Here is an 11,894-nt window from a genome sequence, read left to right on the forward strand (position 1 = left end):
ATTCATGTTGCTCATCGTTTGCTTCCTCCTTAAAACACGAATGTTTTCAATAAAAATGCAGGTATAAAGGCCACTGCAGTAACACCAACAAAAACCATCGGATTCTTACTTTTAACAGCCATTGCAGTAGCTAAAATAATGTCCACCAAAATAAACACTTTCCAAAACATTGAACCACTTCCTAATGAATCCTTGACATCACCTTCCAATGCTTTGGATAAAAGATCATTCGCAAACACACTGCTTGATAAAACAATCATTCCCAAAACACCTAAACTCTTTTGCATCAAACATGTTATTTTTTTCCTCTTCTTCACTGTTTTCTCCTTTTTAAGGTTGTAGAAATCCCTAAGCACAATTTTGCTCATTATTTGCCAGTCATTGATTCGCTAAATTCGCGAGAAATTACGCTTATTGATATAAGAATATTTTCATAACTTATTCCCTCTTACTTACCAAATAACTTGGTTTCAGTTTTTTTAGTAACTCTTGAAATTGTATATATCCTTCTTGGTTCTGCTCTTTTGGCAGATCTGAGAGGTTCTTTTGTTTTTTAATTATATGTACCTTGCTAACAGTAGGTGCTACATGAGTTCTGTAACATTTTCTAAACTCAACAGGCGATGGCGGAAATGAAGGAACAGAATGATGGCCTGATAAAAGATAATCAATTGTTCCTAAAATTCCCTTTTTACCTATTTTACATACTAAGTCCTGCCATTCTTGTCGAATAGCTGATGCTTCCGTGGGATTATCTCCCTCATAGATAGTGCGGCTGTAAATAATTTTAATTTTAAAGATAAGCCATTCTGTTAAATTAATTACCTCAAGATCTGATAGCTTTGCTTCACGAACTTCGTTTTCGACTTCTGAACTCTTCATTAAATTGCTGGATTGCATCATGTCTATTGGCGATGTCATTTGAGTTTTTGTCTTGGTTTCGAGTAACACTAGATTTGTATTGGACATCTAAGTAACACTCCCTTTGCTGTTTCATAACTTGTTTACTTTGGGTTAACCCAGAATTTCGTCTTAGCAATTCAGATTGATAAAATGCTTCGTCTAAATAAACTTCATCTTCCCAACGCGCTTCTTTAAGCCAACCTGAGGGATCAGGCCATTGGGCAACAAACAGATTCAACCGCTGACGTAGGTCTTTTTCCTGCTTTTGTTTTTCTAAAGCATCCAAGATCTCGCGCATCAGAGGGTCTTCTAAACTTTTAACTATCCTTGTAAAAATTTCTGAAGATCTCTTTTTATTAACTGGCTTATTGGTAAACTCAACCCATTTATCCCAGAAGACACCAAAAGCATCAAAACGTGTGTTTATTTGTGTAGGTAATTTCTGTAAGTAATCTTGGTATGTATTCTTTGTATATTGCTGAGTGCAATTTGCTCCTATGGTTGGAGCAATTTGCTCTTCTGGTAGATCACTTTTGTAATCATCGTAAGTGCAATTCTCACTTATCGATAGGTGCAAATCGTCCCTATCGATCAGATCATTTTGCACCATCGATGAAGTATTTTCGAAAGACTTGTCTTCATTAACATTTGGCTTTTTTGCGGAATAATCCTTTAACCAAGCACAAACTTCATTTGGATGAAATAAAAAAAATCTTGTTTTATCAAATGAATACCTTGGGTTCGGATTTCGATGTATAGAGATAAACTTTAAATTTTCTAATACTTCAATAGCCTTTTGAATACGCCTTTTATTAAAAATATTTAATAAAGAAGATTCTAATTGTTCTGATGTATGCCATTGCAATAAAGTTTCAATTTGTGAACTATTATCACCATGTCTTTGAGCAACCTCATTGTAGCTTTGAGCTTGGGATTTTTGTTCAAGCTTGATATTGTGCCAATATTCAAATAAATTTAGTAAAGCCGCCGCACAAGCATCTTTTTCGCAAGCGTTAAGTTGCCACTTGCGTATTAACAATAGTCGTTCACTCTCTGGATGAGGAATACAGCTTGTTCGAGGCATTACGCTTCTCCGTGCGTCATGATATGTATTGAAGCAATATTATACCTGTTATACGTATATGTAAATAATTTTATACCAAAATATGGTATAATTTTCATAAGGGTCTATTGGGTTTTTTATGGAACAAAATATTGAAGATCAACGAATAAATATCGGACGTCGCATTAAAACGGCTAGAAGCTTGGCTGGAATCTCTCGCAAAGATTTAGAGCAAAAATATGGTATTAGTATGCATACCCTACAATCTTGGGAGCTAGGTAGAAATCCTTTAACAGAAAAAGCAGCTTCTAAGCTTGTAGAAATCTTTCATAGTACTGGGGTAAGTTGTTCAACACAGTGGCTTCTTAATGGTTCAGGAAAAAGTCCAAGCCTTGTTGCCTCTGAATTTGTTCCTTTTCCAACTCTGGATAAAGACATTGCCCCTTTATTTACCCAAGAAAACGCTATTCAGAAAGAAATAGAGTTTTTTAAATCAAACAACCCGAACGCTATAGTAATCATGGTTTCTGACGACACTATGGAACCAACTTATTCTAAAGGTGATTTTGTAGGAGGTATTCAGTATATGGATACTTCAGAAATACAAAAATGTATTGGAAATGATTGTATTGTGGAAATTAGCGAGGGTATTTATTTTCGTCGCTTAGTACAAAGAAAAAATGGCTATGCATTAGTATGTTTGAATGCTCAGACAGTAATTGAAGATCCTGTTATCTTCTCAAAAAAAATCTTAGCAGTAACTCCTGTTATTTGGCATCGGTGGAAATTTAAAAAACCGGATTAACGTAGGAATTACTTATGTCCTCTAAACAAAGTACTATCGATTTTATTCTTGATCAAATCGCAGATACTAACATGATCCGTGCGAAAAAAATGTTTGGAGAATATGCAATTTACTATCATGAAAAAGTAATAGCTTTAGTTTGTGATGATCAACTATTTATCAAGCCAACTAAGGCTGGTAAGGCATTCATTAATAACTACATTGAAGATATTCCATATCCAGGTGCAAAACCTTACTTACTCATATCTGGTGACTTGCTGGAAGATAGTGAATGGTTAACTCACCTAGTTAGACTTACGGCATCAGAACTCCCTGAACCGAAAAAGAAACGTCCAAAAAAATAGCATGTGTAATACATAATTTTCTTAAGTATAATAACTTAATTAATTTACACCTATTTGAAGGACTTACATAATGATGGATCTGTATTACTGGCCCACCCCAAACGGCCATAAAATTACAATATTTTTTGAGGAATCCGGTCTCCCATACAAGCTAATACCCATAAATATTTTTGAGGGAGAACAATTTTCCGAAGAGTTCTTACGGATATCCCCCAATAATCGAATTCCTGCCATAGTTGATCATAACCCTAAAGACAGCAGTAATCCTATATCAATCTTTGAATCAGGTGCTATTTTACTGTATTTAGCAGAAAAAACAGGTCATTTTTTGTCTAAAAATGTTCATGATCGTTATGAAATTTTGCAATGGCTTTTTTGGCAAGTTGGTGGACTAGGTCCTATGGCAGGGCAAAATCATCACTTTAGTCAGCATGCCAAGAATCTAACTTATGCAGTGGATCGTTATGTCAGAGAAACTGCCAGATTATATGGTGTTCTTAATAAGCATTTAGCTAATCGAGAGTTTATAGCAAATGAATACTCAATTGCTGATATGGCATGTTATCCATGGATAGTTTCTTATGAAAAACAACAACAAAATTTAGATGATTTTCCTGATTTAAAAAGATGGTTTTTACATATAAAAAAACGTCCTGCAGTTCAACGTGCCTATGATGCAGCTAAGGATATACAAGTTGATCAAGTTTTATCGGAGGAGTCGAAACGAATTTTATTTAATCAAGGCAAACAAGCATAGTAAAGGTAACCTTCACTATTTAACCACTTTTTTAAAGTGACATAGAAAAATACAAATGAAAATTTTGATAAATTACATTAGCAAACCAATGCAAGCTTCCTTATTATATTAAAGTATTGTTTAAGGTATCGACAGTGCCATACGAACGGTTCATATTGTAACTTTTATCGAGAAACTCTTGTAAATAATTTACATTAACTATATTAACTATATAAGTAAATATTCTATCGCCCTTCAGGAAAATAGGTAATTTGTTAGAAACCACTTTATGCTTAACCCACTTATGATTCGTCGCAGATATAGGATCTTGTTCATAATCTATTACCCATATCTGCGCATTTGTAACAATGAGTGGCATTATGTGGATCGGTTTTTCTTCGGTAGGGGATTTTTGCTTAATGTCCCAAGATACTGCATGTATTGCATTAGTAAGCTGAGTTTGGGCTTTATAAAAATTGTTTTCTGTGTCATTTTTTGATAATTTTTTTAACTTATTTTGTTCTTTACTAAAAAAATCGCCAGTAAATGTACAGAAAAGGCCAGCACCACGAAATCCCATGATTCTACTATTATTATCAATTTCTCTTCTTACATATATAGATTCTGATTTATCGGGGTCTTTAATTAGGATTAACATCGAATTGCTAGCCGTACCTTTGCATTCAATTAAAAATAATCTGTCATTTAATTCAGCTTGAACATCTACCGCTAAAAGTTCGCCCTCATAATAATAAAACTTATTAATTTCAGTGTCATATCCTTTCATTTGAAATAGATTTTTTGTTTTGAATTCTATGTTAAATCCATATTTTTCAGCTGCATCTATCACCAAAGCCTCATCAGATGTACTCACATTCTCTCCTTAACAAACTCTTTTTATAAATGATAATTGAATTATTTTTACATTTAAATGCAACCAGGTCTGTTTGAACTTCATAAAATTAATTAATACTTTGATGCATCCAATCTATTTTTTTTACTGCGTTAATTTTATACTCAGGAGCCAAATGCGCGTATCGTAAAGTCATTTTAATATCGGAATGCCCCATTAACTCGCGAACTGTATTTAAGTCGACACCTGTCATAACTAACCTACTTGCAAAATGATGACGTAAATCATGCCATCTAAACCGAGTAATTTGAGCTTTTTCTAAAAGTGAGGCCCAAGATCTTTTCACGTGATTGAACGGCTGATTATTTTTACTTAAAAAAACCAGACCATTTTTAATGGCACTTTTTTCATATAGCTGTTTTACTACACGGTATGCTTCATCATTTAAAGGGATAAAACGTGAGCTATTATTTTTTGTAATTTCACCATCCAAAAGAATTGATCTTTCAGTAAGATTTACCATTTCCCAAGTTAAATTAAAAAGCTCTCCCCTTCGCAAGCCTGTATTAATTGAAATAAGTACCATAGGCATTAAATAATCAAAATACTCCCCATTCCCAAATTCAGGATACAGAGGATACCCACGAACTGTGCGCCATTTATTTGCATTCATTCGATCTTGCTTTAACTTATTTTCTCTCTCCAAAAGAGCCTGTCGCAAGCGAGATTCCTCATCAACCGAAAGGTATCTAACCTTTGGAGAGCGATCAATTTTAAATTGCTTTAAATTTCTTAAAGTATTTTCCTTTAGAAAACCCCAATCCACTGCTTTGGTTATAACAGCTTTAAGAGTGGTAATATTACGATTAATAGTAGCTTGAGCAGTGCCTGCATTGACACGCTTCACCCGCCATTGTTCCAAAAGTGCGGGAGTTATTTCTGTTAAAGGTTTGGAGTACATGGTATTAAAACAACGGTTTAAAGCTGCAAGCGTTTCCTCACCTCTTTTATGATGAGCTAGAACCCAAGGCTTATAATCACTTTCAATGAATTCTTTTAGTGTTCTAGGTTTATTAGCACCTTTTTTTACTTCTGGTTTAATACCTTTATGATAATTGTTTAATACTTCAATTGCTTTTTCTCGAGCTTGTGCAGCAGAAATAACCCCTGCTTTTCCAAGATTAACACGGCCTCCGCGTGCATACTGACACAAATAAACCATACTTCCTGTCGGATGGACCCGTAATATAAAACCTTTTAAATTTATGTCTCGAACATCATAGGCTTTTTTTTCATTAGGAATTAAAGTTTTTATTAGGGAATTACTGATTCTTGCTATCATCATCATCTCCTAAATCTTTATTACTTTGTGTATAGGCACTCAACTCTGATTCTATTTCTTCTGTAGTAGGTAAAACATTATTAAGTTTTTCAGTTAGTGCTTTGCTTAGCTCATACTCTGCAATTCCCATTGGACTACTGACACGCCTTAATGAATATTCAGCAATAACTTTATCCTTCTTTTCACAAAGTAATAAACCAATTGTTGGGCCGTCTTCGGCCATTTTTAATTGCTCATCAACAGCAGATAAATAAAAATTTAATTGACCTGTGTCTTTAGGATTAAGCTCTCCTCGCTTGAGTTCAACGACCACGTAAACATGAAGTTTGGTGTTATACATTAATAAATCAATTTCGAAACGTTTCCCTGAAACTATAATAGGATGCCTGGTCCCATACAAAGCAAAGCCCTGCCCTAATTCCATAAGAAATTCTTTTACGTGAGTAAGTAGCCCATCATGGATATCCTTTTCATGAGCTTCCTCTCCTACAGACAAAAAATGAAACTTATATGGATCTTTAATCATTTCTTGAGCCAAATGCGAATGATGTGCTGGAAGCTTGTCTTTAAAATTAGTTGTCTTATGTTCTAGTTTCGCTTGCCTGCTGTAAAGATCACTTTTTATTTGTTTTTGAAGTTCACGATAAGACCATTCATTTTCAATAGTTTTTTGGGCATACCAGTGTTTTACGTTTGCTTGCTCAGCCGAAAAAGCCTGAATTAATACAATATGATGTGTCCAAGTTAATTGGTCAGGCAGTGCCTGACTAAATTCACCATTTGGATAATTAAGTGCAAAAAGACGCATATACTTCAGATTTGTTTTAGAAAATCCCTCTGTATTAGGGAAAGCTCTGCGTAAATCGTTAGATAAAATTTCAAATAGCTTATCTCCCCATTGGGCTTTCTTTTGTTCTTGAATAATGAGTTTCCCAATATCCCAATAAAATTTAATTAATTCATGATTTACTACTATAGCTGCACGAATCTGGGCTTTTTTTAACCTTTCTTTTATTTCAGTTAATAAGTTTTGATATGATGTATCTAGATGAAGTTGTGATGCATTAATAATCTTGTTCGACATTTGGTATCCCATTGACTGTATTTGGTCAGGCACTGCCTGTCCAATTATAAAGTGCATATAAAGTGCTATTTTTTTGTAAAGTGTAACATAACAATAAATAGCAGTGCATCAATAATAAATATAACTCAATGAAATTAAATAATATTTTTTACATGGGAATACATGGAGATACATTGGGAATTTATTATATTCGCCTTCGGGAGGCAGGGGTCGCAGGTTCAATTCCTGTCACTCCGACCAATAAAATCAAGGATTTTTGGAGTTTTTCAAAAATCAAATTATCATTTTAGGGTGCAAATTGAATGAATCATGATGCAAAGGAAACAAAATAATTATCTAATACGTTGTACGATTTATGAAGAAATTCACTTTACTTTTCTTGACTCTAATCCCTTTTTCTTCTTTTGCTTTGGACTGTCACCCAGACATTAATCCTAATATTCCACAATATATTGTCGGCTATGGAAGTTTAATTGATGAGACATCTAAAAAAAGAACAGATCCATCTGCTGAAGAGAGTGTTCCTATTTTGATAAAAGGATATAAGAGAATTTGGGCAGGACACGGTAATTTACCTGGAGTTAATGCCACGTTTTTATCTGCCATTAAAAATAAAAGCTCATCTTTTATTGGTGTAAGTTACAAAGTGAGCGAGCCGGAAAAAATCAGAAGTTATGATAAAAGAGAAAGCTTTTATTGCAGAGAACAGATTAATCCAGATAACATCGTATTCCTTTCTCAATCTTCCAACTTTTCAACCCAAAAACAAGTTTGGATATACACTATAGCCTCAACGGAAAATCAACTTCCTACCAAAGACTTTCCAATTGTCCAATCCTATGTTGATATCTTTTTACGTGGCTGTATTCAAATTGAAGAAAAATTTAAAATTACAAATTTTGCTAAAGATTGTATTGAAACTACTGATGGATGGCCGATTTATTGGATAAACGACCGGATTTTTCCTCGCCGCCCATCATTCTATGAGCCTTTTGCGGCGCAGATAGATGCTTTACTCAAAGATACTGTATCGGAACAATTCAAACATATTAGTTTTGAAAAGCCATGATCTAATCACAGCTTTATTGTTTTTGTGTAGTTCCAACCAAGAAACAAGAAATAGTATTTAATCCTGTGCCGTGTTACCTAATTTATGCGACTTGCACTCTTAATAACCTTATTCTGACATGCCAACCAAGATTTTCAATTTTAGAAAATTTGCTTTGCGAAAATTTCATTTATATTGCAAGACCAATTTAATATTGAATTAATATCGAACAGATATGATGAATTATTTATATGAAAAGCTGATTTATTATGACCCAGCGTATTATTTTAAAGAAATTTATTAAATTCTTAGAAATAACTGAAATTCAGCTAATTAAAGAGTTGCAAGAAGAATTTCCTAAGAATTATCAGGACAAAGTAACAGCAATTCAAAAAGATCTGTATGATTTACGCACCGCCCTCAAGAAGGGACATTGCCTGGGTTTTAGCGTCATTGATGGAGCGATGGATCACATTGGGAAATTAAAGTGGTGGGATCATGCAAAAGCAGCTGTTGCAAATTGGGATGAGCAGGAATCAACACTTGATAAACTCATTGAATTACCGGGATCTGAAGAAGATTCTTTTTGGCAAACTAAAAAAGAAAAAGAACAACAATCGCTACAATCTCCCCCTATAGATAAGAAAAAAATTAAGCTAAAAACACTTTTTAACCGATTATTACCTTATGTAATTTCGAACCATGCCTGTTTTGATAAAAATTTTAAAACCAGTAATCTCAATCAATATACGCTCTTGTCTCCTACAGAGCATCATTTTGAAATTCTAAGCAAACAAGGTATCGTCAAAAAAATTCAACAAAGAAAAATAACTGCAGGTAAATTAACTACAAACGAACTCATAAGGTTACTGAACGAAAATGACTTCACAGATACAATCGCCATTATCAATTCACCTACACATACAATTCGTGTAAGCTTCAAAAACGGGTCATGGTCCGTATATAACTCTAACTATGATCAAACTTCGCCCGCTACATGTCGTAAATATTTTCCAAATAAACTCGTCGCAGTGAATGAAGTATTCCGAATTCTAGGTCAATCAATAGCAATTGTAATTGCCAGTACTAATTCAGAAAAAAAAATATCCCTTCCTCTATTGAGCACGCTTAAACCTTTTGAGATGCTCGATCGATTAACTGAGGATGGCCTCTTTATTATAGCAAAATGGTGTCCTGATATTCTCCAGAACGTATTGGAACAGGTTGAGAATCTTCCCTCTGCGGGCGAAGTTATTGCGCAAGGTCTTCTATGTCAGAGCAATGGAACAGGATTACAATGCATTGCCAAGAGCGTTCCCGGAGCATTACCGAAGGCATTAGAATTGGCAGCCAAAGCAAAAAACGGTGATAAACTGATTGTTCAAGCACTGTTAACCCAAGATGAGGATAAAGAAATAGGATTAAAAACAATTTTATTCTATGCTCCAGCTTCTTTAGAGCTCGCATTGGATAAGGCTACTCAGACGTTAAACGATTGCGAGCTCATAACTCAAGCCCTTCTATCTAAGGACGATGAGGATTGGTCCGCTTTACACTATATTGCCGCGGACTTCCCAGAGCTTTTACCAAGAGTTTTTAGTTTATTTAATAAAACAGCGAATGGCCCACAGCAGCTTGCAAAATGCATCCTAGAGAAAAATAAACATAATTCAACACTCCTTTACCTTGTTGCACGTTACAGCCCCAATTCCTTATCTCAAACATTAGATATTGCCAGTAAATGGAATGTACATGACCCCGAGCCTCTTGCAAAAGAAATTGTAAATAACCTCAAAGTAATTGCCCAATATGCGCCACCTACTTTATCTAAAGCATTGAATATGGCTTTGAAAGCACCTAATGGTTCCACTCTTATCAAGGAAGCACTGTTAGCTAAAAATGAGAAAGGGTTACGCATAATAAAGCGCTATTCACCAGATTGTCTGGATCAAGTACAGCAAATTATCCAAAACAATCCAAGTAAATCAATCAAGTATCAAGGATCTCCCCAAATAGTCCGTACAAACCTAAGCTTCTGGGAACGAAACCAAGTTTCAGCTACCATACTGACTGCAACAGTTGTTGGCGTCACCGCTTGGTTCGCAACTAAAAAATAAGCGGGTCCTGCTCCCTAGCCTGCGCAACTATAGTCAGCAAACGCAACACGTTGGCGAAATTAAAGGTCAAACAAATAGGGAGTTTTGTTTACCAGTTAAATATAAATATGGATAGGTCAGGGTCAGGCCCTGAATCGTGAATTGTAACCCCAAACTCAATAAAAACTGTTCTATTCGAAATTTAAGTCCTGCCCCAGATGTGCTGATATTCTGAACCAGCTATTTATGGAAGAAGTCAATTATAGCAAAGCTATTTTATCAATTTTATCGGCGTACTTCAGAGAAAATATCAACGATTATAATGTTTTCGAGTTATCCAGATTACGGCAGACAATGCTATTACAATCTAGAATTAAGAGGAATAAAATTGAACATGCCCTTTTTTACCAAGCCCCGGGCCGGAGCTCATCTCACTCGAAAAAGTAGTTTTTTATATAAAAACATTCATTGATCTAAATCAAATCGACTCAATTACTTTAATGCTATCCTTTTAGCGCTTATAACTGTAGATGGCCCTTAGAAGGAGTTCAATATGCTTTATTTTAATGCAAGTACCGGAGAAACCGTCCTCTCTGGATTAACTAATGTAAATGGCGATATGTTAATGCGCTCTATTTTTAAAATAAACAAAAACACAAAACATATTGATATGGGATGGAATAATTTTGGTAAAAGATCAAATTTCGAATTGCAAGTAGCATTAAGTCACCTGAATGACCAAATAAAATTTGTAACTTTACGTGGAAACAGTTTAGGAAAAAAATCAGGAGAAGATGCTGCGCTTGTTTTCTTATCATTAAAGCATGCTACTCATGTAGACTTAAGTTTTAATGACCTTAATGTTCAAAAAAGGCTAGATATTGGATTAAAAGGTTTTGTCTCAACTCAAGTAACGTCATTGGATCTGAGCTCTAACAATTTAGGTATTGATATTAATAAGCAGCTCAACAAGGCGGTAGCTGTTCTTATAGGTTTAAAATCATTAAATATGAGCTACAACAAATTGGATAGAAAGAGCGAAGAAGAACTAGAAACCCTATGTGCGGCGTTCCCCGCAAACTTAGAGCATCTTGATTTAAGCAACAATAATCTGGGCAGCAAAATTAACTTAATTAGAAAGTTACCTAAAAATATTACTTCTTTGAATATTAGCGATAATGACATCGGTCAATTAGCTGTTGAGGAAATTTATAATTTGAAGAGTTCATTAACCCATTTACAAACACTTTATATCAGTATTGATGAACTCACTAAGATGTCCCCAAAACAAAAAAAAGCTTGGGAATCTATTCTTTCACCTATAAATAAAGTTGTTTTTCTTGATTCATCAGAAAGAGAAGTTATACCGGAACAATCTCTTTTTGCAACCAATAAATCTGGTTTCTTCATCCGAAATTATGACAACAAAGAGCAGGATATTGTTGAATCGCTTAAAGGTTTTGCGAAATCTATTACTGATAGCCTGAGAAAATAAAATCAAAGGGCAAGGTCATAGAGAGACATTCATCGCTTCAATCAATTAGCTGGTTCGTTTTTTAATCGCTTGGTACATTTTTCTGTGTTTTTTATAAGGTAAGGACGTGATGTAGTAACGCGTGG

Annotated in this window: 12 protein-coding genes; 6 read left to right on the forward strand and 6 right to left on the reverse strand. The window is 34.6% G+C overall.

Annotated features, from left to right (window positions below):
• Positions 1-29: 29 nt before the first annotated feature.
• From DGG96_RS19980 to DGG96_RS19990, 3 genes are all read right to left on the reverse strand, one after another.
• Entirely contained in the window at positions 30-317 is a 288-nt protein-coding gene (locus DGG96_RS19980; RefSeq protein ID WP_110144229.1) for a hypothetical protein, read from the reverse strand.
• Between the two features lie 121 nt (positions 318-438).
• On the reverse strand, positions 439-882 hold the full coding sequence (locus DGG96_RS19985) for a hypothetical protein (protein WP_110144230.1): 444 nt from the start codon (positions 880-882) through the stop codon (positions 439-441).
• Complete coding sequence (locus DGG96_RS19990; protein WP_110144231.1) at positions 848-1,987, reverse strand: hypothetical protein; 1,140 nt, start codon at positions 1,985-1,987, stop codon at positions 848-850. The genes DGG96_RS19985 and DGG96_RS19990 overlap by 35 nt, the downstream gene beginning before the upstream one ends.
• A gap of 118 nt (positions 1,988-2,105) precedes the next feature.
• Here DGG96_RS19990 and DGG96_RS19995 point away from each other — a divergent pair, with 118 nt between their 5' ends.
• From DGG96_RS19995 to DGG96_RS20005, 3 genes are all read left to right on the forward strand, one after another.
• Positions 2,106-2,771 (forward strand): helix-turn-helix domain-containing protein, encoded by a 666-nt coding sequence (locus DGG96_RS19995; protein ID WP_110144232.1) that lies wholly within the window; start codon positions 2,106-2,108, stop codon positions 2,769-2,771.
• A 14-nt stretch (positions 2,772-2,785) separates the two neighbouring features.
• Positions 2,786-3,115: a TfoX/Sxy family protein gene (locus DGG96_RS20000; protein ID WP_110144233.1), complete on the forward strand. Its 330-nt coding sequence runs from the start codon at positions 2,786-2,788 to the stop codon at positions 3,113-3,115.
• Positions 3,116-3,185: 70 nt separating this feature from the next.
• Entirely contained in the window at positions 3,186-3,872 is a 687-nt protein-coding gene (locus tag DGG96_RS20005; protein WP_110144234.1) for a glutathione S-transferase N-terminal domain-containing protein, read from the forward strand.
• A gap of 103 nt (positions 3,873-3,975) precedes the next feature.
• On the opposite strand, the gene DGG96_RS20010 is transcribed toward DGG96_RS20005, so the two are convergent.
• The 3 genes from DGG96_RS20010 to DGG96_RS20020 form a co-directional block, all read right to left on the reverse strand.
• Entirely contained in the window at positions 3,976-4,725 is a 750-nt protein-coding gene (locus DGG96_RS20010; RefSeq protein ID WP_110144235.1) for a hypothetical protein, read from the reverse strand.
• Between the two features lie 88 nt (positions 4,726-4,813).
• Positions 4,814-6,046, reverse strand: coding sequence for a site-specific integrase (locus DGG96_RS20015; RefSeq protein ID WP_110144236.1), 1,233 nt, complete (start codon positions 6,044-6,046; stop codon positions 4,814-4,816).
• On the reverse strand, positions 6,027-7,130 hold the full coding sequence (locus DGG96_RS20020) for a PDDEXK nuclease domain-containing protein (protein ID WP_110144237.1): 1,104 nt from the start codon (positions 7,128-7,130) through the stop codon (positions 6,027-6,029). The genes DGG96_RS20015 and DGG96_RS20020 overlap by 20 nt, the downstream gene beginning before the upstream one ends.
• A gap of 355 nt (positions 7,131-7,485) precedes the next feature.
• Between DGG96_RS20020 and DGG96_RS20025 the strand changes: the two genes are divergently transcribed.
• The 3 genes from DGG96_RS20025 to DGG96_RS20035 all read left to right on the forward strand — a co-directional run bounded on the left by DGG96_RS20025 (position 7,486) and on the right by DGG96_RS20035 (position 11,769).
• Positions 7,486-8,199, forward strand: coding sequence for a gamma-glutamylcyclotransferase family protein (locus DGG96_RS20025; RefSeq protein ID WP_110144238.1), 714 nt, complete (start codon positions 7,486-7,488; stop codon positions 8,197-8,199).
• A gap of 248 nt (positions 8,200-8,447) precedes the next feature.
• Complete coding sequence (locus DGG96_RS20030) at positions 8,448-10,295, forward strand: hypothetical protein (protein WP_110144239.1); 1,848 nt, start codon at positions 8,448-8,450, stop codon at positions 10,293-10,295.
• Positions 10,296-10,827: 532 nt separating this feature from the next.
• Positions 10,828-11,769, forward strand: coding sequence for a leucine-rich repeat domain-containing protein (locus DGG96_RS20035; protein ID WP_110144240.1), 942 nt, complete (start codon positions 10,828-10,830; stop codon positions 11,767-11,769).
• Positions 11,770-11,894: the final 125 nt, after the last annotated feature.

It is taken from the genome of Legionella qingyii, assembly GCF_003184185.1.

Bases quoted from the DNA above. Each gene is read 5' to 3' on its own strand.
- DGG96_RS20025 (WP_110144238.1), top strand. From the start codon at position 7,486: ATGAAGAAATTCACTTTACTTTTCTTGACTCTAATCCCTTTTTCTTCT.
- DGG96_RS20015 (WP_110144236.1), bottom strand. From the start codon at position 6,046: ATGATAGCAAGAATCAGTAATTCCCTAATAAAAACTTTAATTCCTAAT.
- DGG96_RS19985 (WP_110144230.1), bottom strand. From the start codon at position 882: ATGAAGAGTTCAGAAGTCGAAAACGAAGTTCGTGAAGCAAAGCTATCA.
- DGG96_RS19990 (WP_110144231.1), bottom strand. From the start codon at position 1,987: ATGCCTCGAACAAGCTGTATTCCTCATCCAGAGAGTGAACGACTATTG.
- DGG96_RS20000 (WP_110144233.1), top strand. From the start codon at position 2,786: ATGTCCTCTAAACAAAGTACTATCGATTTTATTCTTGATCAAATCGCA.
- DGG96_RS20020 (WP_110144237.1), bottom strand. From the start codon at position 7,130: ATGTCGAACAAGATTATTAATGCATCACAACTTCATCTAGATACATCA.
- DGG96_RS20035 (WP_110144240.1), top strand. From the start codon at position 10,828: ATGCTTTATTTTAATGCAAGTACCGGAGAAACCGTCCTCTCTGGATTA.
- DGG96_RS20030 (WP_110144239.1), top strand. From the start codon at position 8,448: ATGACCCAGCGTATTATTTTAAAGAAATTTATTAAATTCTTAGAAATA.
- DGG96_RS19995 (WP_110144232.1), top strand. From the start codon at position 2,106: ATGGAACAAAATATTGAAGATCAACGAATAAATATCGGACGTCGCATT.
- DGG96_RS20005 (WP_110144234.1), top strand. From the start codon at position 3,186: ATGATGGATCTGTATTACTGGCCCACCCCAAACGGCCATAAAATTACA.